Consider the following 26,821-nt stretch of genomic DNA (forward strand, 5'->3'; position numbering starts at 1 on the left):
CAGGTACACCCGCGTGTTCGCAATCGGACGGCCGATCGGGACAACTGGCCCATCAAACTCAGCCGGGCAACTCCAGGCTGTAACGTCGATAGCAGCTTCCGTGGGACCGTACAGATTGTGCAGGCCGGTCAAAGGCAATACCCTTCGAACCTTGTGCGCAAGAGAGGCAGGAAGCGCCTCGCCACTGCACACGAGGCACTGCAGCGATGTGCAGCGATCAGCGCCCTTCGTGTCCATAAAGCTAGCCAGCATGGATGGTACAAAGTGCGCAGTGGTGATCCGTTGGCTGAGGATCACTTTTACAAGCGCCTCGGGGTTTTTGTGTGCCGCCGATGGCGCCAGCACCAGGGTCGCCCCTTCAAGCAACGTCCAGAAGAATTCCCAGGCCGAGACATCGAAGCCAAATGGCGTCTTCTGCAAAACGACATCAGTCGCATTAAGAGCGTAGGCTTTCTGCATCCAGATCAGGCGATTGATAATAGCCCGATGCTCATTCTTTGCCCCCTTTGGGGCCCCGGTGGAGCCGGAGGTGTAGATGATGTAGGCGAGATGGCGCGCGGTGAGCCCCAGCGCATGCGGGTCGGGATCCTCGGCGGGCTGCCCGGCCCAGGCGGGTTCTGCGGCGTCGAGGTCGACCACGCCCACCTGGCCAAGAGCCCCCGCGCCCAGGGCGGCGCGTCCGGCGGCATCGCAAAGCAAGAGCCGCGGCGCGGCATCCTCAAGCACCTGGCCAAGCCGGGCGCTCGGATAGGCCGGGTCGAGCGGCACATAGGCACCGCCCGCCTTCAGGATCGCAAGCACCCCCACCACCATCGCCGGGCTGCGCTCGACGCAGATCGCCACCGGCTGGTCCGGCTTCACCCCAAGCCCGATCAGATGGTGGGCCAGCCGGTTGGCGCGGGCATTGAGCTCGCCATAGGAGAGCGCCTCGGCCTCATGCACCAGCGCCACCCTGTCGGGCCCCTGACGCACCTGCGCCTCGAACAGCTCGTGGATGCACTTGTGCGACGGATAATCCGCTTCCGTCCGGTTCAGCTCCTCCAAAAGGTAAGTCCGCTCCTCGGGCGACAGCAGCTCGATGCGGCCGACCGGCTGCCCGGCATCGGCAACCATCGCCCGCAGCAGCGCCAAAAGATAGCCGCGCTGCCGCTCGATCGTGGCTTCGTCGAACAGTGCCGTCGCATAGTGCAGCGTTCCGGCGAGATCCTCGCCGCTCTCGCCAAGGCTCAGCTCCAGGTCGAACTTGACCTGGTCGTAGGCATTGCCCACAGCCTCGACCGCGAGCCCGGGCAGATCAAGCCGCTCGACGGCCGCGTTCTGCCAGGCCAGCATCACCTGGAACAGCGGCGTGTGGTCGAGCGCGCGCGGCGGCTTGACGATCTCAACCACCTGCTCGAACGGCAGGTCCTGATGCTCCTGCGCGGCAAGCGCGGTGCGCCGCGTGCGTTCCAGAAGCTGCGCCACGCTCGGCGCCCCCGACAGGTCCAGGCGAAGCGCAAGCGTGTTGACGAAGAAGCCGATCAGCTCTTCGATCTCGCGCCGGCCGCGATTGGCGCTCGGCACGCCGATGACGATGTCGTCCTGCCCTGACAGGCGCGACAGCACCGCCGCCCAGGCCGCCAGCACCGTCATGAACAAGGTCGTGCCCTGCTGGTTGGCCAGCCGCTTCAGCCCGCGCGTCAGCGCCCGATCGATGACCACCGGCACGCCGGCCCCGGCAAAGGACTGCTGGGCCGGGCGCGGCCGGTCCGTCGGCAAGGCAAGACAAGCAGGAGCCCCCGACAGGGCCTCGCGCCAGTAACGGGCCTGGCTCTGCAGCCTGTCCCCCGACAGCCACTGCCGCTGCCAGGCAGCATAGTCCGCATACTGGATGCCGAGCGGCGCCAAGGGATCATCATGCCCGGCAGCGAAGGCCCGGTAGAGCTGACCGAGTTCCCGCACCAGCACGCCCATCGACCAGCCGTCCGAGACAATGTGATGCTGCGTCAGCAGGAAGACGTGCTCCTCATGCGACAGCCGGATCAGGCAAGCGCGGATCATCGGCCCGCGCGACAGGTCGAAGGGCGTGTGCGCCTCTTCACGGCACAGGTGCTCAAGTGCCGCCTCAGCATCGGCCCGGCCGCACAGGTCGTGCTCGACCGGCCGCAGACCCGCATCCGCAGGCAGGATCCCGACACAGGGCTTGCCGTCGGGCGCGACAAACACATGGCGCAACGCCTCGTGACGCGCAAACACACCATCGAGGCTGCGCTGCAGGGCCGCCCGATCGAGCCGGCCCGTCAGCCGCAAGGCCAGCGGGATCTGGTAATTGGTGCCGGCCCCGTCCAGCTGCGCCAGGAACCACAGCCGCTGCTGGGCGAAGGAGAGCGCAAGCGGCTCATCGCGCGACACGGCAACAATCGCCGGCAGGTCTTTGCGATCGGCGCGGCTCAAATCTTCAACGATGCTTTCCGCCAGATCGCAAAGCACCGGCCTGGCGAAGAGCGTCGACAGCGGCACCTCGACACCGACGGCCTGCGAGAGCCGGCTCAGCAGCCGCACCGCCAGCAGCGAATGGCCGCCGAGCTCGAAGAAGTGGTCGTGGCGGCCGACCCGCTCGAGCCCCAGAAGCTCGGCCCAGATCGCGGCCAGCGCCGTCTCGACCTCGCCCTGCGGCGCTGCATAGGCGTTGCGCGCATAGGCATCGTCCTGCGGCGCAGGCAGCGCCTTGCGGTCCAGCTTGCCGTTCGGCGTCAGCGGCAGCCCGTCCAGGCGCACGAAGGCCGACGGCACCATGTAGTCGGGCAGCCGCGCGCCAAGATGCCCGCGCAACGCAGAGGCAAGCGCGCCCGCCTCTTTGTCCCCGGCGCCGGCCTTCTCCGGCGCTCCCGCTTCGTCCGCCTCTTGCTGCGCGCACACCACATAGGCGACGAGCCGCATCTCACCGGTGCGATCCTCGCGCGCCACCACCACCGCATCGCGCACCCATTCATGCTCGACAAGCCGCGCCGCAATCTCGCCCGGCTCGATGCGGAAGCCGCGGATCTTCACCTGCTCGTCGTTGCGGCCCAAGAACTCCAGATTGCCGTCCGGCAGATAGCGCGCCAGATCGCCGGTGCGGTACAGACGGTCGCCAGCCACAAACGGGCTGGCAATGAAGCGCTCGGCCGTCAGCTCGGGCCGGTTGAGATAGCCGCGCGCCACGCCCGCTCCGCCGATATAGAGCTCGCCCACCGCCCCGAACGGAACCGGCGTGCCATGGCCGTCAAGCAGATAAAGCCGCGTGTTCGATATCGGACGGCCGATCGGGACCCTTCGGCCGTCGAAACCAGCAGGTACGGGGTAGCAGAGACTGAAGGTGGTATTCTCTGTCGGGCCGTAGCAGTGAATGAGGCGTACAGGACCTTCTTCTCTCAGCAGTCTCAAAAATGAGGGAACGTCACTGGCCTCGCCTCCAGAAAGGAGGTACTTAAGTTGTGCCAACGCTGGAGCGATCGATGACGTATATTTGTTGAATAACGCTGTTGTTAGGAAAAGGGTTGTCACCCGTTGCTGTTCAAGTGACTTGGCAAAATTTGAAGGATTTATAACGGTGGTAGCATCCAATGCAATAATGCAGCCACCGTTGAGCAGCGGGGACCACACTTCAAATGTGCTGGCGTCGAAGGCGGGATTACCCACCCACGCCACACGATCTCGGGCATCGATCTTCGCATAGCCATTGTTGATGACGAGCCGGTTGACCGCACGATGAAGAACAACAACCCCCTTGGGAAGGCCGGTCGAGCCGGAAGTGTACATCACGTAAGCCGCGGCCTCGGCGCTTAACGTCAAGCCAGGGTCGGCGTTAGACCCATTCTCAGCCATGAGTGGCCCAACAGACAGAACAGGGACCGTCACATCAACCAATTCATCGTCACCCTCGCTAAGCACGAGGCGCGCAGCACAGTCGGCAATCAGCCATCCTTGTCGCGCAGACGGAACGCCACCATCGATCGGCACATACACTCCGCCCGCCTTGAGGACCGCCAATTGCGCCACGACAAGAGCGACGGAGCGGTCCAGCACTGTCGCAATTCGGTTCCCCGGCTTGATTCCAAGGGCGATCAGATGATGGGCCAGCCGGTTGGCCCGCACATTGAGCTCGCCATAGCTCAGGCGCTCGTCCTCATGGACCACCGCCTCCGCATCCGGCGCCTGACGCACCTGCGCCTCGAACAGCTCGTGGATGCAAAGATCCGACGGATAGTCCGCGTCCGTCAGGTTCAGATCCTCCAAAAGGTAGGTCCGCTCCTCGGGCGACAGCAGCTCGATGCGACCAACCGGCTGCCCGGCATCGGCAACCATCGCCCGCAGCAATGCCAAAAGATAGCCGCGCTGCCGCTCGATCGTCGCTTCGTCGAATAGCGCCGTAGCATAGTGCAGCGATCCGGCGATCTGATCGCCATCTTCACCAAGGTCGAGCTCCAGATCGAACTTGACCTGATCATACCCCTTCCCGGCAGCCTCCACACTCAGCCCCGGCAGGTCCAATGACCCGACGGTGTTGTTCTTCCAGGCCAGCATCACCTGGAACAACGGCGTGTGATCAAGATGCCGGGGCGGCTGCGCGATCTCGACGACCTGCTCGAACGGCAGGTCCTGATGCTCCTGCGCGGCCAGCGCCGTGCGCCGCGTCCTCGCCAAAAGCTCCGACACGCTCGGCGCGCCCGACAAGTCGAGCCTAAGCGCCAGGGTGTTGACGAAGAAGCCGATCAACTCTTCGATCTCGCGCCGGCCGCGATTGGCGCTCGGAACGCCGATCACGACGTCGTCCTGCCCCGACAGGCGCGAAAGCACCGCCGCCCAGGCCGCCAGCACCGTCATGAACAACGTCGTGCCATGCTGCCGGCTCAGCCGCTTCAGATCCCGCGTCAGATCCGCATCGATGACGATCGGCACACTGGCCCCGGCAAACAACTGCTGGGCCGGCCGCACGCGGTCCGTTGGCAAGGCAAGACAAGCAGGAGCCCCCGACAGGGCCTCGCGCCAGTAACGGGCCTGGCTCTGCAGCCTGTCCCCCGACAGCCACTGCCGTTGCCAGGCGGCATAATCCGGATACTGGATCGCCAGCGGTGGCAGCGGATCGTCCTGTCCGGCTGCAAACGCCCGGTAAAGCTCACTGAGTTCACGCACCAGCACGCCCATCGACCAGCCGTCCGAGACAATGTGATGCTGGGTCAGCTGGAAAACATGTTCCTCATCCGACATCCGGATCAGACGCCCGCGGATCAGCGGCCCGCGCGCAAGATCGAAGGGTGCCTGCGCCTCTTCATGGCACAGATCCAAAAGCGCCGCCTCTGCATCCGGCCTCTCCCGCAGATCGTGCTCGAGCACCGGCAGTCCCGCATCCGACGGCAGGACCTCAAACCAAGGCTTGCCCTCCGGAGCGACAAAGACACCGCGCAGCGCCTCATGACGGGCAAACAGACGGTCAAGGCTGCGCTGCCAGGCGCTGCGGTCGAGCACGCCGCGCAGCCGCAAGGCCAGCGGAATGTGATAGTTCGTACTGCCCTCGTCCAGCTGCGCCAAAAACCATAGCCGCTGCTGCGCGAACGACAGCGCAAGCGGCTCGTCGCGCGACACCGTCGCAATCGCCGGCAGGTCTTGCGGACCGGTCCGGCTCAACACCTCGACGATGCTTTCGGCCAGATCGCAAAGCACCGGCCTGGCGAACAGCCTCGTCAGCGGCAGCTCGACACCGACGGCCTGCGGCAAGCGGCTCATCAGCTGCACCGCCAGGAGCGAGTGGCCGCCGAGTTCGAAGAAGTTGTCGTGGCGCCCGACCCGCTCGATCCCGAGCAGATGCACCCAAATCTCTGCCAGCGCCGTCTCGACCGCGCCCTGCGGCGCTTCATAGGTGGCGTGTGCATAGGCGTCGTCATCGGGAACCGGCAGTGCCTTGCGGTCCAGCTTGCCGTTCGGCGTAAGCGGCAAGGCCTCGAGCCGCACGAAGGCGGATGGCACCATGTAGTCCGGCAGCCGCCCGCTCACATGCGCGCGCAAGGCGCCGGCAAGCGCGCCGCCATCGTCCCCGTCCGAGCCGGCCTCGGGCGCGCACACGACATAGGCGACAAGGTGCTTGTCGCCGGCGCGGTCCTGGCGCGCCACCACCACCGCCTCACGCACCCAGGCATGCTCGCAAAGCCGCGCCGCGATCTCGCCCGGCTCGATGCGGAAGCCGCGCATCTTCACCTGGTCGTCGTTGCGGCCCAAAAACTCCAGATTGCCGTCCGGCAGATAACGCCCCAGGTCGCCGGTCTTATACAGCCGATCGCCGTCCACAAAGGGACTGGCGATGAACCGCTCGGCCGTCAGATCAGGCCGGTTCAGGTAGCCACGCGCAACGCCTGCGCCGCCAATGTAAAGCTCGCCCACCGCCCCGAACGGCACAGGTGCACCATGGCCGTCAAGCAGGTACACCCGCGTGTTCGCAATCGGACGGCCAAGGGGAGGCAATTGGGGCCAACATGATGGGTCAGCTGTAAGCCGGTGCTCGGCAATGACGTTGATCTCTGTCGACCCGTATTGATTGATCAATCTCGCCTTTGGATGTGCTTCGAAGAACGCCTTAAGCCCTGGAGTAGCCTGCAGTTGCTCACCCGCTGTATAGATCTCTCTTAGAGAGGGCAGTTGCACTTGCTGCCCGCCCCAGACCTCCGCAAAATGGTTCAATGCTACGAATGGAAGGAAAAGCCGCTCGATCGCCTCCCCCTTCACGAACTCGAGCAAGTCGGAGAAGTCCTTGCGGGTTTCTTCCCGCAAGAGCACGAGCAGTCCACCCTCCTTCCAGCAAATGAACAATTCCTGGGAGGACACATCGAAGTTCAGGGTCGCGAATTGAAGTGTGCAAAGTTTTGACGTGCCAACCCCCGCGAGCGAATTCACAAGCGAGCCGTGGGACATTTCGACGCCCTTTGGCGTTCCGGTAGAGCCTGAAGTGTAGATGACATAGGCGAGATGGCGGGATGTGAGGCCAAGCGTGCGCGGGTCCGGGTTCGAGGCGGGCAACTCGACCCAGGCCGGGGTGGCCGTCTCCAGATCGACCATCGTGACATCGGCCAGCGCCTCGGCGCCTAACGCGGAGCGTCCGGCCGCATCACAAAGCAGCAGCCGCGGCGAGGCATCGCCGAGGACCTGCCGCAGCCGCGCGCAGGGGTAGGCCGGGTCCAGCGGTAGATAGGCGCCGCCCGACTTGAGGATTGCCAAGACACCGACTACCATGGCCAGGCTGCGCTCCACGCAGATCGCCACCGGCCGGTCCGGCTTGACTCCAAGGGCGATCAAATGATGGGCTAGCCGGTTGGCCCGAGCGTTGAGCTCGCCATAGCTCAGGCGCTCGTCGTCACAGACCACCGCCGCCGCCTCCGGCGCTTGGCGCACCTGCGCCTCGAACAACTCATGGATGCACCGGTTCGAACGATAATCCGCCGCCGTCCGGTTCAGATCCTCCAGCAGATAGGTGCGCTCGGCGGCCGGCAGGATATCGATGCGGCCGACCGGCTGCCCCGCATCGGCCATCACGCCATACAACAATGTTTGCAAATGCTGCGTCATACGGTCGATCTGCGTCGGTGCTAATCGACTTGCATCAAAGTGCCATCGAAAGCTCCCATCCAGAGTGCAAAGCTCGAATGTCAGCAAATTACCGGACAGGGTTGTCTCAGAACTCGCGTTCGGAGCTAGATCGCTAGCGGCAGAACAGTTATCTGCTGTAATCGTGATGCCAATTGACCAGGGCTGGTGTGATCGTAGTGCCTCCACACCTCGCAATGTCGGGCAGCGCGCGATAAGATCCCGCGCGAAGCTGCCGTGCTCCGTCAGCCGAGCGAATTCGGCCGCCACCGCCCCGCGCACTCCCTCAAAATTATGTGCAAGATCAATGGAGACTTCGATCGGCACGACAGAGGCGATAAGCATCTCTCCCGCTTTCGAACCCGCTTGCGATCTATCCGATGCGGGCGTGCATCCCAGTTGAAGCTCTGCTTCTCCCGTGATGCGGGCGAGATAGATCAGCCAAGCCGTTACCAAATATTCCGTGCGATCGAGTGGCGACAGCTTGGCCAAAGCACTTGGAATGATCCCCGAACTCGACTGCCATCTGGGCGGCGTCTCAGCTACGGACGACGACACGAAGGGAAGCTGGGATGTTTTGAACTGCTCTAGCCGCTGCCGCCAAAAATACTCTGAAGGGGCCAGCTTTTCATGGGCGGCAGTTATGCTGTGCGCCTGTTCATCGCTTAAGCTCGGAAGGCGACCACCTTCATTCAGATTCCAATGTCCCGCCAAACTCCCTCCGTCACCAATACCGTCGCCGACGACATTGCAGTTGCCACCGTACCCTCGTCTGAGTTTCCGGTGAGCGTTGTCAGCGGACGACTTCTCTCAGTCTGTGCGCCTTTTTACGACTACGCATGCATCGTGCCAAAGGTGAAGTCGTTCTCAATGAACATGATAGCAACACTGCTATGTAGCTTATCCGACAACGCCGGACATCCTACCCTTGAGCGCGCCTTTCAATCGGCACAGGCCTTCCGGAATCTCGCCGAGTGTTCGGCGAAGCAAGCGGAGCCTGGAACATATCACTGTCCACGCGGGCTGCGGCCGCGTGGGTAGGGACATCTTCGTGGGAAGCCCCGTTTATCAATGAAGACCAATGAGAAAGCGGAGCCCATGTGAACGAGACAACGAACAATTTTTCCGCTGAGGTCCGCGCGCCCGTGCGGTGCGGATGGGTTGGGTCGCTAAGGTGTCCTCGCATTAAGCGGGCGGTTTGAGATCTGTCGTTGGTCTACTTTGTTCAATATGCCGAGCCTGTCGGGTCGTTGAGCCTGTGGCGCTCGGTTCCGTTGAGGGGCGGGTTGAAGATACTTACGAGGATCAGGTCCTTGTCTCGGCCCCCACGCAGAAGATGCTTGTCATGCTTATCAAGCACATAGATATCGCCCTTGCGAATGGGAAAGACATTACCATCCATGTCCTCGACCTCGCCCTCTCCGGCGACGCAGTAGCAGGCTTCAAGATGATTACGGTATTGCAGAAGCGAGACCGTGTTAGCGCGCACTACGGTGTGGCAGATGCTAAAGCCCATGCCGTCCTTATCCGTCAGGAGGCGGTGGCTAGTACCATTGCCCCAATCGACGAAGTGATCGGTCGCTTCAACATCCTGCAGGCTACGCACAATCATAGCGCTATCCCCTTTTGTATTCCGCAGCCGAGCCGGAAGTAGGGCCCGTACTACCGTGATGTTGCCACTTCTGCGCGGTACTGCCGCCTGCGTTACATGTTTCAGAATGCCCTACCGGCCCCATAAAGTGTTTTCGGTCGCAATCTGGCAAGTTGTTTCCTTCCTTTGCTGTGCCTCGCGACACGAATACAACTCCGCAGCCTGTGGCTAAAGCAAATCTCGTGCCACCCTGGTACGGAAGGGGACTTGCGGCACATCGATTACCGCGGCATGCCTAAACGGCCACCTGCGTCCCGATCTCGACGACACGTCCGGTCGGGATCTGGAAATACTCCGTCGCATCGGCCGCCGAGCGCGCCAGGCCGATGAACAGCTTGTCTTGCCAGATCGGCATGCCGGAATTGGGGGATGCCTTGAGCGAGCGCCGTGACAGGAAGAAGGACGTCGTCATGATGTCGAACTTCCAGCCCTGCTTGCGGCAGATCGCCAGCGCGCGCGGAATGTTGGGCTGCTCCATATAGCCGAAGGTCAGCGTCACCCGCATGAACAGCTCGTTGACGATTTCCATCTTGACTCGCTCGCTGTCCGCGACCACCGGCTGCGGCGCCGTCACTACCGAAAGGATGACGTTCTGCTCGTGCAGCACCTTGTAGTTCTTCAGGCTGTGCATCAGCGCGGTCGGCGCGCTGAGCGGATCGCTGGTCAGAAACACCGCAGTGCCCGACACCAGATGCGGCTTCTTCTTCAGCAGATTGCCGGCAAGGAAATCCAGCGGGATCTCGTTCCGGCGCGTCTTTTCGAACAAATAGCGGGTGCCGCGGATCCAGGTCCACATGGTGAGCACAATAACTGCGGCAATGGCAAGCGAGGACCAGCCCCCTTCAAACACCTTGACTATGTTGGCCGCAAAGAAGCCGGTATCGATGAAGGCGAACACCGCCATCAAGGCGACCGCGACGCCGACCGGCCACTTCCAGATGCGCGTCATCACAATAAAAAGCAGTATGTTCGTCACCAGCATGTTGCCGGTCACCGAAATACCGTAGGCCGAGGCCAGTCTGCTCGATTCACCGAAGCCGACCACCAGCAGCATCACCACCAGCGCCAGCAGCAGGTTGACGCGCGGCAGGTAGATTTGGCCCGACTGTTTTTCCGACGTATGCAGGATCACGAAACGCGGCAGCATGTTGAGCTGTACCGCCTGCCTGGTCAGCGAGAAGGCGCCGGAGATCACCGCCTGGCTGGCGATCACGGTCGCCGCCGTCGCCAGCACCACCATCGGGATAAGCGTCCAGCCTTCGTTCATCTCGAAGAAGGGATGACCGACGACACCGCCATGCGCCAGCACGAAGGCGCCCTGCCCGACATAGCTGAGCAACAGGCAAGGAAACACTACCGCCAGCCAGGCAAGCACGATCGGCTTGCGCCCGAAATGGCCGAGGTCGGCATAGAGCGCCTCGGCGCCGGTGACGGCGAGAAAAACCGCACCAACCGTGACGAAGGCGACTTCGGGCGAGTTGACCAGGAACGCCACGATGTAATGCGGGCTGATTGCCAGCAGGATTTCGGGGTCGTCCATGATATGGTTGAGGCCGGAAAGGCCGATGGCCAGGAACCACAGCGCGGTAACGGGCCCGAACACCAATCCTACGCCGCCGGTGCCAAACCGCTGTACCGCAAACACGATCGCCAGGATGGCCAGTGTCAGCGGCACCACATAGGGCTGGAGTGTCGGCGTGACGACATTCATACCTTCGACCGCCGACAGTACCGAGATTGCCGGCGTAATGACTGCGTCGCCGAAAAAAAGCGCCGCGCCGACGATGCCGATGCCGAGGATCACCGCCGAGCGGGTCGGGAAACTGTTGCGCGCCAGCGCCACAAGCGACAGCACTCCGCCCTCGCCTCGATTGTCGGCGCGGAGCACGAACATGATGTATTTGATCGTCACGGTGATCGTCAGTGACCAGATGATCAGCGACAGCACGCCGAGGATGTCGCCACGGTTGGCGACGTTGCCACCGGCTGATGCATGCAACGCTTCGCGGAATGCATAGATCGGGCTGGTGCCGATATCGCCGTAAACGACACCGAGTGCCCCCAGCATCAGCACCTTGGTGCTGTGCTGCTCGACCTCAGAATGGCTCGATTGTTGGACAGGTTCTGCCTCGTTACCAGCATTGGTAAGGGCCATGGACGACACTCCGAATAAGCGCGCGGTGCTCTACGCTTGCTGCACTGCAATATCAAGTGCCGCAACGTAATGTCTGCCGGCATCCCCTGTCGTTGCTCGCCTTGGCAGACTCGCCAGCCCGAAGCCCGACCGTGTGCGCTTCGACAAGCTTGGTGGCTTCTTCAACCAGTATCGCGCCGCGGAAATCGAATCGTTCTCTGCGCCGCAAAGTGCGGCCGGTGAGCGGCTTGGCCCTGCGTTCGAGTTGGCCACGTCTCGCTGGATCGAGCATGGGAGCCGGCCGCAAATGTCCCAGATGAGAGACTTTGCAAAAGGCTATGAAGAGCAGTGGATTGGTTGCATGTGGCAGCCGTGACGAAAGTCAATCAGTCGCGGGCGAACAGTGCTGATTCGAAAGGAATACGACGCCCCGCCGCTGCACCGGTCGGAGGCTACCTTCTGGCCGCTTAATTTCGGTGATTGAAGCATCACGAAACCTCGGCTCGGGCAGCTCTTCGACTGCACAGAACAGGGCGCAGCCTTTGTGGCGGAAGCTGCCGACGGAACACTCGTCCATATTGATGACGTACCCTCTGGCCTCGCATGTGCAGGCAAGTGTACCGGCTGCGGAAAGCGGATGGTGGCCAGGAGGGGCGCCGTCAAGGTCCATCATTTCGCGCACCATTCGGAGCGGGACGGCAGCAAATGCATAGCACCGGGAGAAACCGCACTTCATAAATTCGCGAAAAATATCCTTGACGAGCGGCTCGAAATCGCGCTCCCGGAGATGGTCCTTTGCCGGCATCAAAATGTCCTCGTTCATCGCGAGGTAATCGATGCCAAAGTTGCTGACCCAGGAGGTAATCTTCAGTGCTGAAAACCGGCCGGTCTTTGGTTGGAATGGTGGCCGGCTTCACGTCGGAATCCGCAACCTTAGCGTGTCGCTGGGAACAGTTCTTGTTCCGACCCCTGATCGGGACGCTGAAGCCATCGACAGCTCTGGGACAGCTGGGAGGACGACGCGCTCGTCTCGGACCGGGAGTCCGGAATCTTTGCCGACACCGACAAGATCCACCCAATCAACCACATCGGCAAATACCATCGGGTGAAGGGACCGCTCACGCTTCCGCGCTCGCCGCAGGGGCGTCCGGTCTACGTCCAGGCAGGTTCGTCGCAAGACGGACGGTCATTCGCAAGCCGCTATGCCGAGGCGATATTCACAGCCCATCAGACACTCGGCAACGCGCAGGAATTTTACGCTGACATCAAAGCGCGCGTGAAGTCGGTTGGCCGCAACCCTGACCACGTCAAGGTCTTGCCCGGCATCAGCTCCTTCATCGGTTCCACCGAGGCGGAAGCCCGCGCGTTGCATGACGAGTTCAATGAGCTGACGCAGCCGGAATATTCTCTTCACCAGCTACGCCGCATCGTAGACGCCGACCCTTCCAGCTACGATCTGGACGGGCCATTTCCGCGTGAGCTTATCCACGTAGAGGGCGAGCGCGGTGCGAGCAGCCGCTTCCACGTCGTCCTCGACATCATCGAGCGCGAAAATCCAACTATCCGCCAGTTGCTCCACCGCCTCGCCGGGGCGCGCGGCCATTGGGTCCAGGCCGGGACGCCCGAACAGATTGCCGACAAGATCCAGGAATGGTTCGACAATGGTGCCGCGGACGGCTTCAATATCATGCCACCCTATCTGCAAGGCGGGTTCGCTATATTCGCCGAAGAGGTGGTACCGATCTTGCGCAAAAGCGGACTTTTCCGGCACGACTATGACGGGGCAACGCTGAGAGACCATTTCGGTTTGCCGCGCCCGGAAAATACGTTCAGCCGGCCACAAAAGGCGACCGCCTGAGCCACCTTCGCATCGGGCATTCAACCTCAAAGCGTTACGCCAACACATAATAGTTTGGTGGGGCCGCCAGGGAGACCCGCGCGATCATGACAGCCGCCATTTCCGCGTATCGCGACCCGACTGCCGGCACGGCTCCGATCAGGTCCCTTGCGAATCATCGGCGGCGGTGCCAGCTGCGTCCTGATGGCCGCGCTTGAGGAGATTCGGGCCGGACGGGTCTACGACTGCGCCGGCCTGATCGCGGATCAGAGCAAGAGCACCAACCCCTTGTCCGGTCCCCGCTCGCCACAGGCATGGCGCGGACGGGTAGGCTTCACCTCGACATCCGCTACCGATGGCGCACTGATCAACTGGGATGGAAGACATAGCGACTTTTTGTACGTGTTTGGCCCCTTATACGATGAGCGCATCTATCCGCTGATGCGCCTCTGGTTCTTCGAGCGCGAGCGTTTCGGTGAGGAATATTCCCGTCTGCGGGCCGGGTGGGTACGTGACAAACCCGATGAATGCCAACCTGATTTGTTTGCTGGTTAATGTAGCCTTGACCTCTTGCGAATAAGCTTGGACCGGACTGGCAAATGATGCCCATTGGATTTTATCGGGCATGTATTGTGCGCTGGCTTGTCAATTGAACAAGGAACGGCGAACCTTGCTCCGCCGTTTCGAACCTAGAGCGATATCTTGAGCCCAAACTACGCCGTCCAGCTCACCGCATTGCCCGACGAGCGTCTCGAAGCCTTTGTCAACGACTGGCTTGCGAACCGTACGAAGGACTACAACTCACACGAGCGTTGGTCCGGCACCGGCGATATGGGACGCGATGTCGTGGCTTACGTCACAGATCAGCGGCATGAAGGCCCTTGGGACAACTTCCAGTGCAAGCAACTCGGTGCCCGTCTATCGGAAAAGGCGGCGTTTGTTGAGCTGGGCAAAATCTTCATGCACGCAGCGAAGGGTGAGTACACGCTGCCGCGCTCCTATACGTTCGTCGCCCCTCGAGGGGTTGTGCGCAACGTTCAGGCCTTCATTGCACATCCGGAACGCTTCAGGCAGGCCTTCCTCGATCGGTGGGCCACCGACATAGCCGGGGAGTTGGTCGAGAATGCAACCGTCCCTTTGAGCGAGGAGATCCGCTCGGCAATAAATGCTTTCGACTTTACCCAAGTGTATTCTCTGGACGCCGTCCGTCTCGTCGATGACAGCCACGCGAAGACTGTGCTCGTGAAATGGTTCAACGATGATCCGGGACCTTCGCCGCTTGGCGTGGCACCTGACCAGCTGCAAGATCAGAATCTGCTTACATCAGTCAGCTGGTCGATATTTATGGCGAGCGCGCCGGATCAAAGTTCGAGAACCCGGCTGCGGTTCTACAGGACGCTCGGTGGGGCACCCATTTGCGTGATCAGCGAACTCGGTACTTCGACGCGGCCGAGTTCGATCGTTATTATCGTGACTCGACCCCTCCGGACTATCTTTCGACGTTCAAGGATGAGGTTTATCACGGGGTTTCGGATGTCTACATGGAGTCCAACGGTGACGGCCTGGAACGTGTGACAAGGGTACTGTCGCAGGCGGCTACCATCCAAGCTTCCGGGGTGTTAGGACGCCACGCGCGGGTGCAGGTCAAACAAGGTACCTGTCATCATTTCGCGAATGAGGGGCGGCTTCCGTGGAAGTGATCAGCGAGGGACGGCAACCGAGTCATCCTTTCAACAGCACCCTCGAGACCGGCATCCGAGCGGTGATGCTGTTGGAAGCATTTTATCCGCGTCAGTGTGATCTGATCGAAATGACTTGGCTGGACCACTTGGTCGTTCATACGGCTGACCTCGATGGAGAGGACGTGCCCCCCAGTCTCCATCCGGACTTGCCGAATCGCACCGGTGAACTCTTCGTTCGTCGTCAGCTGGTGGAGAAGAGCTTGCGCATCATGCAGCAGGTGCATCTCGTTGACGTCGTGGAAACAGACCTTGGCGTCACGTTTGTCGCCAGCGAGGATGCGCCAACCTACCTAGACCTGCTTCAGTCCGACTATTCGATGGCACTCAAAGAGCGTGCCCGCTGGATTGCCCAGCGCTTTGCTGGAATGGCGACGGTCGAAATCAAAGCTGTGATTGAGGCCAAGATCGGCCGCTGGACCGCCGAATTCCGCGCAGATCACGCCCCCACCGGCAGTAGCGCATAATGGCGAGCGGCATCACGATTCGTCACCTGGTTTTCACAGGACCATCAGTCGCGCCGGCTGAACTGTCGTTCAACGATGGCCTCAACATAGTTTACGGAGCCTCCAACACCGGCAAGTCGTTTACGACCAAGGCGCTAAACTTCATGCTGGCAGCGACCAAGGAATTGCCCAAAACTGAGGAAATCACGCACTACGATGCTGTTTGGCTAGGACTGACGCTCTCTAGCGCCCGAGACGTCACACTTTATCGGGCTACAAAGGGCGGCGCGTTCCGCGTGCACGATGGGTTGATCAAGAATACACCCTCTGCGGCGGGGGCCATCCTTCAAGGTAAATTCGACGCCAAGCGAAGCGACAACGTTTCATATTTCCTCCTGGAGACGCTTGGCCTTGCGAACAAGGTAATCGTCAAAAGCGCGAACGCGGAAAAAGATACTCTCTCGATCCGCTTGCTATCTCCGTACGTCGTTGTGTCGGAGGAAGACATCATTTCCGAGAGAAGTCCCGTCCTCTATTCTGGAATTCCCAGTCAGCGGACGTTTGAACGGAACTTGTTCCGTCTGCTTCTAACCGGCAACGACGATGGCGCGGCTGTTACCGTTGCAGGTAAAAAGGAGAAAAGTGTCGCCCGAACTGCAAAGGTTGAGTTGGTCGATGAGATGATCGCTCAACTTGATGAGGAGATTGGCGAGGGTGGGCCGACGCGTGAGGAGCTCACCGAACAGATCAGAAAGATCGAAGGATCCCTAGGCTCCCTGCATGACAACTTGCGTCAGGCTCAAAACAATCTTGACAGCCTTGTGACCGAGCGTCGGCAGCTTGTGGAAACCCAACGCGACCTGGTTTCTCGATTTACGGAACTCGAAGTGACGCTGCAGCGCTTCGGCCGTCTTAGTGAGGTCTACAAGTCCGACATTGCCCGGCTACAGGCTTTGGAGGAGGGCGGATTCATACTGGTCACTATGGCGGAACGCGATTGTCCGGTCTGCGGGGCGCCGCCTGGTGTCCAGCGGCACAATCATGCCGCAGATGAGATCGCCCTTGCTCACAGGGCTGCTGCCGCCGAGGTGAGGAAGATTCAGATTGAGCAGCGTGAACTAGGTCAGACGATAACATCGCTTGAGGCCGAGGCAACGGGCTTGCGAAGCAGGTCTGCAAAGTTGTCGGACGAGATTGATCGTGCTGGGAAAAGAATAGAGGACGCTCGGCCCAAAGAAATCGCTGCACGTCACCTCTACGAAGAACTCTCTGCTACCAAGGCACGGCTTGATCGAGCGGAAGACCTTTACGAGAGAAGGGACCGTCTCGTGGTTCGTCGATCCCAGATCGAAGAGAAGGTTTCTGAGGGCAAGGCAGACAAACTCGACGTGGGTGTGGATAGCACAATTGCCTACACATTCGGAGAGGTCGTGCGAGAAGTATTGACGGCTTGGAAATTTCCGCAAGCCGACCGCGCGCAGTTCGATATTGAAACGAACGATGTTACCATCGGAGGTAAGCCCAGGTCGGCGAACGGAAAAGGCGTCCGGGCCATCTTGCATGCCGCATTCAATGTTGCGGTGCTTCTCTTCTGCCGGCGCCGAGATTTGCCACATCCTGGCTTTTTGGTTCTAGACACACCGCTTCTCACATATCGCGAGCCGATGAAGAGCAAGCACGGCGAGCTTTCAGCCGACGAGGAAGAACTTAAGAAAACAAGCCTTGCGACGCACTTCTATGAACATCTCGCTGGCCTGAAAGACCTGGCGCAGATCATCATAATTGAGAATTCCGACCCCCCGAACGGAATTCGGCCTCTAGCCAAAATTGAAACCTTTACCGGCGTGGACGGTGAAGGCAGATACGGTCTTTTCCCTAAGCTGGGTTAGCCCCAAACGCAAACCCGTGCACGTACAGTTGACGCACGAGGATACCTCGCGGCGGCACCGGGCATTGCGAACAAAACAAGAATCTGGGATCGTCCAAAGTGATAGCTTGGGATGATTCGAACTGTGACTGCCACCGCTACATGGATAAGGTTCGGCAAGCCGCTGCTCAAAGAACGCCTTCAGCGCCTCATCCAGCCGCGCCGTCGCCTCGCTCACCGTCGAGGCCGAAAAGGAATGGCCGCACAGCTCTTCGGTGATCGCCTTGACCTTGCGGGTTGACACGCCTTGCACGTACATCTCGACCAGCGCCGATACCAGTTCCTTCTCCGAGCGCTGGTAGCACTCGAACAAGGAGAACCGGCCGACCCGATCCTGCGGAAAGCGAAGTTCCAGGACCCCAACCCGCGTCACAAGCTTGCGCTCATAATAGCCGGACCGGTAACCAACCCGCTCCGCCGTTCGCTCGCCTTTCTCGGCCCCGATCGCCTCCGTCATCTCGGCTTCCAAAGCCTCCTGCACGACAGTCTGCAAAACTCTGCGAAAGGCGTCCTCATCTGACAACAGCAACGCTTTCAACTCGCCTCTGCTCAGTCTAACGTCTCGCTTGGTCATGGCACTTGCCCTTCCACGGGAATCGGTGATCGCAACGTCACCAGCGTGCCATGGCCGCCCCTCGCCTCAGAGTAAGGGCTGTTCTCTCTCAAGAGCTTTTTGCAGAACCTTCAGGATACTATCTAAGCAAGCTGCCCCAACAGTCTTTAGTAAACACTTCAGTGTTGTTTGACGACAATGCCGGCGAGAGAGACGCAATGCATGTTGGCGCATTTTATGAATTTTTTGCGGGGCGGGATGGCGCGGGCCGGATTGGGTGTGGTCTTGCCTATTCGCCTTGATCCGAGAAAAGCGGCGGGCTACGCCGCTAACTTGGGCGGCGAGATTGACGATCGGCGACGTCGCTAAGGTCGATGTCGCCCAATTCCCCTGACGCAGATAGACCCGACGCCGACGGTGACCAAGGGCATCGCGCATAATTGTTGTTTAACCTACTTTCGACGCGATGCACTCAGTTCGTCAGTGTGGAATCGCAGTTCCGTCCCCGTCCAAGTCTCCCTTTGTGTCCTCTTCGTCCTCGGCTCCTTCCTCTACTAGGCTCTCGCCGCCGAGTTTCTCGAAGCGTCTTTCCGCCAGCCAGTTCATGCGCCTAGTCTGGGTCACGAGCACACGTCGAAGGCCCATCTTCACCTCGCGTTCGGAGATGACCTGCGACAGCTTGGACACGATGAGCGCCCGACGTGCCAAACGGGTGTCCGGATGGCCGCGCAACTCCTGGATCCGGTCGGAGACAATCGAACCACGCATGGAAGGCGGCTCGGTGATTTCTACAGTCGGCGCCGGCGGGTCCTTCTCATTCAGGATCGCCTTGAACTTGCTCTCGTTGCGTAGCCGAGTGAAGACAAGGTGCTCGAGCGCGTTTAGGTGCGCATTCGCCGTTTTAAAGTCAGAGTGCTTCGACCCCACGGCCTCGAACTGCGGCAGTGGCCAGACCTGTATCTCCGCCACCTCAAAAGGGTCCAACACCGACATCGCCACAGCGTCGGTGCGCTGGTTCGTGAGGTGGCGCCCGACGCGGCCGGAAACCTTCTCCTTGGTCTGGCCGACGTAGATCGGCTCCCCGTCGTAGTCGTAGAACGCGTACACTCCCCAGCGATAGCTGCCGACGGGACGCTTCTCACCCGAGGGGTCGTCGTAGAGCGTTTCGCGGAAGAACTTCCGAATGGCCTTACGCAGCTCGTCCGTTTCGAGCGGCGGTGTTTTCGTGCTGTCTGATGTGCTGTTCGGGAGTTTCGCCATGTTGTCTCTCGGTCGCTCGGAGGACCGGCTCGAACAGGTGCTGCGCCAGAAAGCGAACGACCGGAACTGCCACCCCGTCCCCTGTAAGGTGGTAGCCTTCATTGTATGCGCGAGGCAACTTGTAGTCGTCCGGAAGTCCCATGAGCCGTGCGGTCTCCCTCGCGCTGATCAAGCGCGACCGGACACGGGCGCCGTCCACGACCATGATCGTCTGCCGGGACGACCCTCCCGTCGGTGTGCGCAGGCAGCCCGCGATCTCGTCGAAGCGCACTTCCGCTCTTACAGCTTTGCCGTTAGGATTCTGCGGTCTCGTCCGCTTGTAGACGGTCCCCACCATGCGGCGCCCGGCCCGCTTCGCGGCCTCAAGCTTCGCGATATTCACCGGAGACATCTGGGCGATCAGCCGCGCGGTCTGTTCCGTGGTGTGCCATTCGACGCTCGAGGGATTTTCTTCGACGAGGTCGGCGAAGCATGTGTTGCGAACAGGCGGAGAAGGAAGATTCCACCACAGCCACCGCTTGCGCGCCTTTGCAGGAATCCTTGCGACCGCGTTTTGAAGGCCGCGGGGATGGAAGGGCGCCACCGGCTCCGGCGATAGCATGGCCTCGTCGACCTCGAAATCCGCCCGGACGCCGATGACGAAGAGCCTTGGGCGACTCTGCGGGACAAAAAGTTTTGCGTCGATGACCATAGCGCCATAGCGGTAGCCCGCTTTCGCGAAAGTCTCGGCGATCGCCACGAAGTCAGCGCCTCCGTGGCTGGTCAGAGTCCCGTTAACGTTTTCCAGCGCGATGATCTTCGGACCGCGGCCCTGTGCGATCAGGCCGTTCATAATCGTCCAGAACGGATAGAAGGTTCCCGAACGCTCGCCTTTCAATCCAGCGCCGCCTCCGGCAAGCGACAGATCCTGACAAGGGAATGACCCCCAAGCTAAGTCGGTAGTGCCGGGGAGCTTGTCGATCTTGACTTGCCGAATATCACCGATAGTCAGCTCGCCGCCGGTCCCCCAGTTGACCTGATACGTCAGGCCTTTTTTTACATCGAAATCGTTAGCGAAGGCACACTGCCAGTCTGGACCAAGTCCGGCACGCGCCATCCCTCCGCCGGCGAAAAACTCATAAAATGTCCGCATGATCTCCCCGTGATTCGCGCGTAATGCTAACATACCCCACGCCGAAAATGGTTTACGGTTTGTTCTCATCCGTAACATGCTCACCATGAATTTTCCATGACTGCGAACGTTGATCCTGCCAGAAGCCGACAAATGTCCTTGGTCCGGTCAACCGGCACAAAACCGGAGATGGCCGTCCGCCGCCTCGCGCACGCACTCGGCTATCGCTTCAGGCTGCACCGCAAGGACTTGCCCGGGAAGCCCGACTTGGTGTTCTCCCGGCGACAGGCCGTCATCTTCGTACATGGGTGCTTCTGGCACGGACATGGGTGCAAGCGCGGCGCGCGTATGCCGAAAAAGAACCGGGAATACTGGTCGGCGAAGATCGCGAGGAACGTCGAGCGCGATGCCGCGAGCGTCGCAGCGATCGAGGCCGACGGATGGCGGGTCCTAGTGATCTGGGAATGCGAGATGAAAGACGCGGACCGCCTTGCTCGCCGACTCGCCGACTTCCTGGGCAAGCATGCTTCTTAAAAATCCCGGAGTGGCTGACTCCCTTTCTTACCTCGGTTTCAAGATCTAACATGTTCGTCAATAATCTTACTGCGTCATAAATACCGTTCAATTGATGAAGGCTGCATTTTCTATTGTGGCGTTTTTCGCACAAACAATTCGACACAAATCGGGCATGGTGGCCCTTACTTTCCGCAGCGATCACAGCGCGGAATCAGATAATGCATCCGAAAGTTGGCGTAGATGACGGATGCCGAAAACTGCCTTATGGCGATATGAATGCGACAGATGCCCTTTTCCTGACAGTCTTCGGCAAACCTTGGCCCAAAGCGAAAAAAGGTCTTCATTCATCTGAGACGGTCTGATCACGGCCCATGCCGTGCCGCCGGCAAGGCAAAGCAAGGATTACTACGTTGCCACGTGACACTCGATCTTTCGCCCACGGAGACCAATGAAATCCGACCTGAATAGCCAAACGACCCCCACGCCCGACATCGCGCCATCCCGTGATTTCGCGCAGGTTGACAGGGTGAACTCGGCAACGAGGTTGAGCGCACAGCCTGTCGCGTCACCTTGAGCTCCTTCTGGATCATGGTGGTGGAGACCAGCGGCCGCGACAACACCAACTCGATCAGCCGCGGCAGTTTCGAGCTCGATGCGTCGCTCCATCTGCTCCCGGGCTGTCACACTGCTAGGCACCGGGGCCTTTTATGAAATGTGCGGTCTTTCCAGATGGATGGTCTTATAGTTCTCCGGACGCGCAAGCGACAACGAGGCGCGCACATCTTACCTACACTCCAATGAAAAGGTGTTATCCACGCGCAGTGCGCTTGGAATCCACATATCGAGGGTCGGGCGAAATTCAGCGGAATCGGTCCATTGGAACGTCGGCGATGGATCAGGAGCCAACGCTTGGAGCGCGCAGCTGCTAAGTTCACGGACCTCCTCTACATGAGCGGCTACGATGGTTCGTTCCACCATTACACTTGACGAAAATATCACCTGAATGAGCCGCCATTCGGACCCGAACTTTGCTGCTTTGTCGAATTCGTTGCGCGACACGAATACGCGGTCTGCGGTGGCTCTTACGCACGCCTTCACCTCCAAGCGCTCGGTAGCAGAGGCCCGACGGTTCTCAATGTCGTAGCCGTACCAATCAGAGAGGAGCGCCACATGCACCGGTGAGTATCTCTCATAACGAAGGGCCGACATGACTGCGAGTTCGCCAGCATTGCCGAGCATCTTTCTGCGCTCGTCAAAGGCCTTACGTGTTAGCCGATGATGTATCTCGACGAGCAGTGGTTCCAGATCCGGCCCAAGCCAGGAAAGGGCTTCTAGGTCACTATCGGGAATGAATTCTGGGGCCAGACGCCCGTCGACAATTGCAGCTCCAATCCACGCCGGAGGGCATCTCTGCAGCAAGAGACGGGCAATGCCCAACAGACTATGTCGATCAGCCTTGCTGTCGAAAGCGGCAAGTACGGGATTGATCGCGACGAGATCGGTTATGCTAGCGAGGTTGATATCTACGAGCAGCCTCGCGGTACCTAGGACGTCAGTTGAGGCGGCCATGATGGTCGACTTCCCGCTCGCGGATATCACCCAAGAGTTGAAGTCACGTGAAGGCCTCAGCCGCGCACTGTAGGCCAGCAGGAAGGCAGCATGACAGCGTCCGCGACTTGGCAACTCATACATCTATGGTTCCGACGTGTGCGGCTACGGCGTGCCAATCATCCTCGAACGCAGGTGCACCGCCTTCGCCCTCATCTGGAGAAGGTAGTGAGATCTGGACTAGGCCGGGATCATCCATCAAACGGGATAGCGCCCTGACCTTGTCGTGAAGCCTTCCGTCAACCGTCTTGTCGATGGTGTTCGAGCTGATGAGTAGCGTGAAGCGCGTTTTTACATCCGCCGACAGCCCTAGCCTGTGAATGCGATCCTGGCTCTGCAGGAAGTGGCCCGCATTGAACGTCCTATCTAGGAACACAGCGTGGTGACACCAGTGATGGAGGCTGATGCCCTCGCCGCAGGCTGCAGGATTTGCCAGGAGCGCCACGCAGTGGGCATCATGTCGGAACCGCCGAAATTCATTCTCGCGCGTTAGGTCGCCAGGGGGAGCGCCGTCGTCGGAGGGAACTCCTCCATGCACTATCGCCGGCTGATATTGCGCAAGCATTCGAGCCAACACCTTCAGGTTGCGCACGAAATTGGACCAGATCAGGACCTTCTCGCCGCGTTCGGCTGCTGCCGCTACAATGGAAAGCACTTGTTGGTATTTCCACGGCGTCTCAAAGCTTTTGTAGCTTTGTAGCAGGTTGACGAGCGGCTCGCTGCTCGACAACTCGAGCGGCGGGTGAAGGAATCCTGGATCATCACTCTCATCCGAACCGGCCGTTAACAGCATGGGATTTGTCGCGGCCTCGAGCAGGTACATTACTATGCGGCCAAGGCGCTGCATCTCGTGCCGACCGCGGTCGGGAAGCGAAAAAGTGGCGCGATAGCGGCCCACGAGCGCATCATAGATCGCGCTTTGGATGGGACCCATTTGTCTGCGGATAACCTCGAACGTTGTGGGAGGCAGCTCCAGTTCGCTCTTGGGAGTTCGAACGAAGTACCGCGTAATCGCTGCGTGAGTCTCACCGAGAACATTCGGATCGCGCCCCAGCCTTTCGATGTAAGCAGACCTAGGAAGAATCTGGCGATCCTGACCCGGGTATAGGAACTTCACCAGAGCCACGAGATCGTGCGCGCCTTGGGGGGCCGGCGTACCAGTTAGCACGTCTCGGCGATGAGCCGCATAGGCCAAATCCAACACAGCACGACCGTGCACCCCCGAAGCGCCGCGCTTTACGCGATGGGCTTCGTCGAGCACAACCTTGGTAGCCCTATTCGCTACGAAGGCTCTGATGATGTCATAGTCGCTTGCGACGCGATTGTAATTTGAGAGCAGGATCTCCGTGTCTTGCGGGATAATTGTTTCGGGACCCCCAAAGATTACAACGCGCGGTGGCTTTTTGAAGCAAGCGACTGCATCCTCATCCCAGGCTCCGAAGGCGGCGATTGGCGCAACGACCATAAGACGGTCGATACTTCCTCGAGCGCGACCCAAAGCAAATGCCGCCAGCGCCACCGTCGTCTTACCCGCTCCAGGAACCGAAAAGTCCGCAGCATGCGGCAGACGCATGAGGCGGGCGAGATTTCTCAGTTGAAAGGGCTTCAAATTCCTTTTGAACCCGGCGGCCTCAAGCTCGGCCGCGAGGGCCTCAAGCTCGGTTTCGCTTGCCTCACCGGCTTCGATCGCCACGGAACGGGCACGACGATCATCAGCCATTAATCGCAACTGTGATGTGAGGGTCGGTCCTAACTCAACCCGCTCTGCAAACACTGCCCGAATGTCGCGCAGGACATCGAGTTCCGCCATGAACACATCCGGGTGCACCACTGACTGCCGTGCCGATCCAGTGAGGATGCCGCGTGCAAAGGCTTCCTGCAGCCGGGCCCAGGCACCAGGATTCGTGTCGTCCAAACGATCGACGACCACCGTCGGACGGTCCTGCCGATAGAGCTCGGCACGGATCATCCGCGTACCTCGAGCTTGCTCACTTCGGCTTTGAGCGCGGCCACCATGGTTTGGAAGTCGGCTTCATTCCATCCGTCAAAGCTACGCGCCCGTTCAAGCGCAGCAGCTGCGCGGCCAACCTGCTCCTTGGCGGCGGCAAGACGGCTCAATGGAGCCACGAGCGCCTTTGCGTCCTTAGAATCCTCATCGGCTTCCTGTGCCGCGACGGCGACGGCAGCCCCTACGGAAGCAATTAGATCGGATACGACAGCGCTCTTGCCATCTGCGAGAGTCACAATCTCTTCGCTGCGCTTGCGCGCGAAGAAGGCGAGGATATCGGAAAGGTCATCTTCCTGTGCTGCATCACCGAGGGCGTCATCGAGAACATCGCCGCCATTGTTGGGCACATCATGCCTGATGGCACAAAGCAGCGGTGCGATTGTCGGATCCGATTCCAATTCCTGCCTGACTAGTGCGGCGGCATCCGGCCGCTGAAGGTGGCGAAGATCGCGGTAGTTGACCCCGGTCAGCGTGCCAAGGAAGTAGGCGCCGCGAACGGAATTGGCCTCAGCCTTAGGCTTAGTTCGAATGTGCCTAGTGAGTTCCTCAAAAGCTGACTCGTTCTCATCAAAGTCGGCGTGGTGGCGAGTGCCGTCTGACAGTGCCACCAGCTGATGCAGCTGCTGCAGCTTTTCATACTGCGCCCGAACCTTGGGTACATCCTTGTGCATCCTCGCCGCGACTCGATCCCAGTTCTGGGCTTCGCGGTTGAACAGTTCCTCGATCAAGAGCGCTTCATTGACCCACGAATAGTCTTCGCGGAAGTCACGTGCGATCTGCAGCTCAGTCTCGAGATCGACGAGTTCGTCCATGGTTGCATCGGCCGGAAGGACGAGGCAGCGGACATATCGAGAAGGCGCATGCTGATCGTCTAAATAGAGGCTACAAAGCGCAGCGGACCTACGGTTGCCGTTTACAAGAACGCCCTCCGCAGTAGCTACGGCCGGCTCCTGCTGCCCACGTTCCCTCAGATCAGCCTTGAGATCATCGAAGCCCGGCTGAGATTTCAGGATACGAAGCTGCGCCGCTTGTGCTTCCGACCCCATCGGGTCCGCCGAAAACAGGTCTGGGCGCCCCTTCGTCTCAATCTCTCGCATCTGCTCAGCCTTAGTCCGGTGGTTCAGAGTGGAGAGCCGCACCCACGTCACCTCTAGGTCCACCAGCGGCAGTTCGCGATCTGGCCGCGACCACGCGGCCAGCAGCGCGCGTCGTTTCGACGAGCTCTGGCGCGCGAGAAGGTGTTGGACTCGTTCCTGGTCTAACACAGGGTTCATCATTTTGAGCTCCTGAAGGTCGTCAACCGTCCCGGACCAAACCGGGAGGCGACTGTGGTCCTGATGCCGCGGACGCCTTGGTGAAACCCGATGTACCCGGTCAAAACACTTGCATTGCCTGCATCGACATTGAACGCCGAGAGCAGAACTGCCGGGAATCGCCGCTGGCGGCGACCGTCCCAGTTGAAGGCAGGTCCTTGGCCCCGCTCCGGCATGATCCAGATACACGGAGGAGGAATGCGGTTTCCGCCAATCTCCACCGCCCGGCCCATCTTTGGGCACGGTCGAAGGTCTGACCCGCAGAGGTCATTGTGGAAGATGATGCCATCAAGCGTATCTGGTGCATCCGAGAAAAAGCGACGGCGGAGTCGGTTGACCCCTTTGAAAACATGTTCTCCGGGTTCCGAGGCCAGACTCGGGCACAACCACCAAAGGTAGGTCTCGACAGCCCATGAGGGAACAGACCATGCAACGCTGCTGTGAGCGCCATCGGGACACCCCTTCTGTATGATGGCTACGTTACCAATTTCAGGCACGGCCAGTTGGTAAATCGTATCCTTCCCGTAGACTGGGCGAACCACACTGGCTATCGCGCCCACAGCCAACATATGATCGAAAATCATACCCAGAAAGTCACGCCGATCGGCATTGCTGGCGGCCGTGCTGCCGCGAAGCTTCTCGATCGCGGCAGGAAGGGCCAATCTAAACTCGTCCGCCGAAAGTCCTCGCTGATAAAGGTATTGCGGGTCATCGGCGATGCCGCTGACGATTTCGGCAACGCGATTAACCACCTCCTCCGGTGGCGCCCCCCGATGACGACATGGTGCAGCTTCTTCACCAGCCATTAATCACCCCCCCATATCGCCGGTATTTAACGCGCCGGCCGACGCGATGTGTTCAAGCGTTATAATGATGTGAGGGACGGACTGCAAAGAGTCGGCCTCAACAAAACGATGTTCGCGGCTATTATTTGTCAGGAGTTCTGGCTTTCGCGCCCGCCTCTCTCATTGAAAACGGGTACACTCTGAACCGATGCGGGAGAGAGCACTAAGCGCGGGCCGCAGCACTGTCGCTTTGCAGTTAATGAGGTTCTTCCTCACTTTGTGTGGTTCATCGGCTGTTAGCGGCAAGATCGCTAATGGGCGGGCATGCGAACGAAATCAA

17 protein-coding genes and 2 pseudogenes are annotated in these 26,821 nt (G+C 60.2%); 7 read left to right on the forward strand and 12 right to left on the reverse strand.

Annotation, left to right across the window (positions count from 1 at the left end; all coding sequences use genetic code 11):
• The 3 genes from AC0L2K_RS32880 to AC0L2K_RS32890 form a co-directional block, all read right to left on the reverse strand.
• On the reverse strand, positions 1-8,085 hold an 8,085-nt coding region (locus AC0L2K_RS32880), incomplete at its 3' end, for a non-ribosomal peptide synthetase (RefSeq protein WP_473533388.1).
• Between the two features lie 733 nt (positions 8,086-8,818).
• The gene (locus tag AC0L2K_RS32885) at positions 8,819-9,205 is read right to left on the reverse strand and encodes an ectoine synthase (protein ID WP_473482831.1); all 387 of its coding nucleotides are present in this window, start codon (positions 9,203-9,205) and stop codon (positions 8,819-8,821) included.
• Between the two features lie 274 nt (positions 9,206-9,479).
• Positions 9,480-11,399 carry a potassium transporter Kup gene (locus AC0L2K_RS32890; protein ID WP_473533389.1) on the reverse strand — a complete coding sequence of 640 codons (1,920 nt, stop codon included), beginning with the start codon at positions 11,397-11,399 and terminating at the stop codon, positions 9,480-9,482.
• A gap of 133 nt (positions 11,400-11,532) precedes the next feature.
• Here AC0L2K_RS32890 and AC0L2K_RS32895 point away from each other — a divergent pair, with 133 nt between their 5' ends.
• Positions 11,533-11,754, forward strand: coding sequence for a hypothetical protein (locus AC0L2K_RS32895; protein ID WP_473533390.1), 222 nt, complete (start codon positions 11,533-11,535; stop codon positions 11,752-11,754).
• A gap of 6 nt (positions 11,755-11,760) precedes the next feature.
• On the opposite strand, the gene AC0L2K_RS32900 is transcribed toward AC0L2K_RS32895, so the two are convergent.
• A complete protein-coding gene (locus AC0L2K_RS32900; RefSeq protein WP_473482837.1) occupies positions 11,761-12,201 on the reverse strand; it encodes a hypothetical protein in 441 nt (146 codons plus the stop codon).
• Positions 12,202-12,372: 171 nt separating this feature from the next.
• On the opposite strand from AC0L2K_RS32900, the pseudogene AC0L2K_RS32905 reads away from it, so the two are divergent.
• The 5 genes and pseudogenes from AC0L2K_RS32905 to AC0L2K_RS32925 all read left to right on the forward strand — a co-directional run.
• Positions 12,373-13,236: pseudogene (locus AC0L2K_RS32905) on the forward strand (NtaA/DmoA family FMN-dependent monooxygenase); the annotation flags it as partial.
• Positions 13,237-13,419: 183 nt separating this feature from the next.
• The gene (locus AC0L2K_RS32910) at positions 13,420-13,770 is read left to right on the forward strand and encodes a hypothetical protein (RefSeq protein ID WP_473533391.1); all 351 of its coding nucleotides are present in this window, start codon (positions 13,420-13,422) and stop codon (positions 13,768-13,770) included.
• 785 nt (positions 13,771-14,555) lie between these two features.
• Entirely contained in the window at positions 14,556-14,915 is a 360-nt protein-coding gene (locus AC0L2K_RS32915; RefSeq protein ID WP_473533398.1) for an ABC-three component system protein, read from the forward strand.
• Positions 14,906-15,421 carry an ABC-three component system middle component 2 gene (locus tag AC0L2K_RS32920; protein ID WP_245455134.1) on the forward strand — a complete coding sequence of 172 codons (516 nt, stop codon included), beginning with the start codon at positions 14,906-14,908 and terminating at the stop codon, positions 15,419-15,421. Before AC0L2K_RS32915 ends, AC0L2K_RS32920 begins: the two co-directional genes overlap by 10 nt.
• Positions 15,421-17,289 (forward strand): hypothetical protein, encoded by a 1,869-nt coding sequence (locus AC0L2K_RS32925; RefSeq protein WP_473533392.1) that lies wholly within the window; start codon positions 15,421-15,423, stop codon positions 17,287-17,289. The genes AC0L2K_RS32920 and AC0L2K_RS32925 overlap by 1 nt, the downstream gene beginning before the upstream one ends.
• Before the next feature lie 144 nt (positions 17,290-17,433).
• On the opposite strand, the pseudogene AC0L2K_RS32930 reads toward AC0L2K_RS32925, so the two are convergent.
• The 3 genes and pseudogenes from AC0L2K_RS32930 to AC0L2K_RS32940 form a co-directional block, all read right to left on the reverse strand.
• Positions 17,434-17,901: pseudogene (locus tag AC0L2K_RS32930) on the reverse strand (transposase); the annotation flags it as partial.
• Between the two features lie 459 nt (positions 17,902-18,360).
• Positions 18,361-19,140 carry a GIY-YIG nuclease family protein gene (locus AC0L2K_RS32935; protein ID WP_473533393.1) on the reverse strand — a complete coding sequence of 260 codons (780 nt, stop codon included), beginning with the start codon at positions 19,138-19,140 and terminating at the stop codon, positions 18,361-18,363.
• Positions 19,070-20,272: a DNA cytosine methyltransferase gene (locus AC0L2K_RS32940; RefSeq protein ID WP_473533394.1), complete on the reverse strand. Its 1,203-nt coding sequence runs from the start codon at positions 20,270-20,272 to the stop codon at positions 19,070-19,072. The genes AC0L2K_RS32935 and AC0L2K_RS32940 overlap by 71 nt, the downstream gene beginning before the upstream one ends.
• Before the next feature lie 96 nt (positions 20,273-20,368).
• Between AC0L2K_RS32940 and AC0L2K_RS32945 the strand changes: the two genes are divergently transcribed.
• The gene (locus AC0L2K_RS32945) at positions 20,369-20,785 is read left to right on the forward strand and encodes a very short patch repair endonuclease (RefSeq protein WP_126038273.1); all 417 of its coding nucleotides are present in this window, start codon (positions 20,369-20,371) and stop codon (positions 20,783-20,785) included.
• Between the two features lie 344 nt (positions 20,786-21,129).
• On the opposite strand, the gene AC0L2K_RS32950 is transcribed toward AC0L2K_RS32945, so the two are convergent.
• The 5 genes from AC0L2K_RS32950 to AC0L2K_RS32970 all read right to left on the reverse strand — a co-directional run bounded on the left by AC0L2K_RS32950 (position 21,130) and on the right by AC0L2K_RS32970 (position 26,502).
• Positions 21,130-21,387: a helix-turn-helix domain-containing protein gene (locus AC0L2K_RS32950; protein ID WP_473533399.1), complete on the reverse strand. Its 258-nt coding sequence runs from the start codon at positions 21,385-21,387 to the stop codon at positions 21,130-21,132.
• A gap of 163 nt (positions 21,388-21,550) precedes the next feature.
• Positions 21,551-22,459, reverse strand: a complete 909-nt coding sequence (locus AC0L2K_RS32955; protein WP_473533395.1) for a protein NO VEIN domain-containing protein — start codon at positions 22,457-22,459, stop codon at positions 21,551-21,553.
• Complete coding sequence (locus AC0L2K_RS32960) at positions 22,452-24,344, reverse strand: DEAD/DEAH box helicase (RefSeq protein ID WP_473533396.1); 1,893 nt, start codon at positions 24,342-24,344, stop codon at positions 22,452-22,454. The genes AC0L2K_RS32955 and AC0L2K_RS32960 overlap by 8 nt, the downstream gene beginning before the upstream one ends.
• The gene (locus AC0L2K_RS32965) at positions 24,341-25,660 is read right to left on the reverse strand and encodes a ParB N-terminal domain-containing protein (protein WP_473533397.1); all 1,320 of its coding nucleotides are present in this window, start codon (positions 25,658-25,660) and stop codon (positions 24,341-24,343) included. The genes AC0L2K_RS32960 and AC0L2K_RS32965 overlap by 4 nt, the downstream gene beginning before the upstream one ends.
• Positions 25,657-26,502: a hypothetical protein gene (locus AC0L2K_RS32970; RefSeq protein WP_158302694.1), complete on the reverse strand. Its 846-nt coding sequence runs from the start codon at positions 26,500-26,502 to the stop codon at positions 25,657-25,659. The genes AC0L2K_RS32965 and AC0L2K_RS32970 overlap by 4 nt, the downstream gene beginning before the upstream one ends.
• Positions 26,503-26,821 lie beyond the last annotated feature (319 nt).

The sequence above is a fragment of the Mesorhizobium sp. WSM4817 genome (assembly GCF_055811135.1).

Bases quoted from the DNA above. Each gene is read 5' to 3' on its own strand.
- AC0L2K_RS32955 (WP_473533395.1), bottom strand. From the start codon at position 22,459: ATGTATGAGTTGCCAAGTCGCGGACGCTGTCATGCTGCCTTCCTGCTG.
- AC0L2K_RS32890 (WP_473533389.1), bottom strand. From the start codon at position 11,399: ATGGCCCTTACCAATGCTGGTAACGAGGCAGAACCTGTCCAACAATCG.
- AC0L2K_RS32965 (WP_473533397.1), bottom strand. From the start codon at position 25,660: ATGATGAACCCTGTGTTAGACCAGGAACGAGTCCAACACCTTCTCGCG.
- AC0L2K_RS32970 (WP_158302694.1), bottom strand. From the start codon at position 26,502: ATGGCTGGTGAAGAAGCTGCACCATGTCGTCATCGGGGGGCGCCACCG.
- AC0L2K_RS32940 (WP_473533394.1), bottom strand. From the start codon at position 20,272: ATGCGGACATTTTATGAGTTTTTCGCCGGCGGAGGGATGGCGCGTGCC.
- AC0L2K_RS32935 (WP_473533393.1), bottom strand. From the start codon at position 19,140: ATGGCGAAACTCCCGAACAGCACATCAGACAGCACGAAAACACCGCCG.
- AC0L2K_RS32945 (WP_126038273.1), top strand. From the start codon at position 20,369: ATGACTGCGAACGTTGATCCTGCCAGAAGCCGACAAATGTCCTTGGTC.
- AC0L2K_RS32885 (WP_473482831.1), bottom strand. From the start codon at position 9,205: ATGATTGTGCGTAGCCTGCAGGATGTTGAAGCGACCGATCACTTCGTC.
- AC0L2K_RS32900 (WP_473482837.1), bottom strand. From the start codon at position 12,201: ATGAACGAGGACATTTTGATGCCGGCAAAGGACCATCTCCGGGAGCGC.
- AC0L2K_RS32925 (WP_473533392.1), top strand. From the start codon at position 15,421: ATGGCGAGCGGCATCACGATTCGTCACCTGGTTTTCACAGGACCATCA.
- AC0L2K_RS32960 (WP_473533396.1), bottom strand. From the start codon at position 24,344: ATGATCCGTGCCGAGCTCTATCGGCAGGACCGTCCGACGGTGGTCGTC.
- AC0L2K_RS32910 (WP_473533391.1), top strand. From the start codon at position 13,420: ATGGCCGCGCTTGAGGAGATTCGGGCCGGACGGGTCTACGACTGCGCC.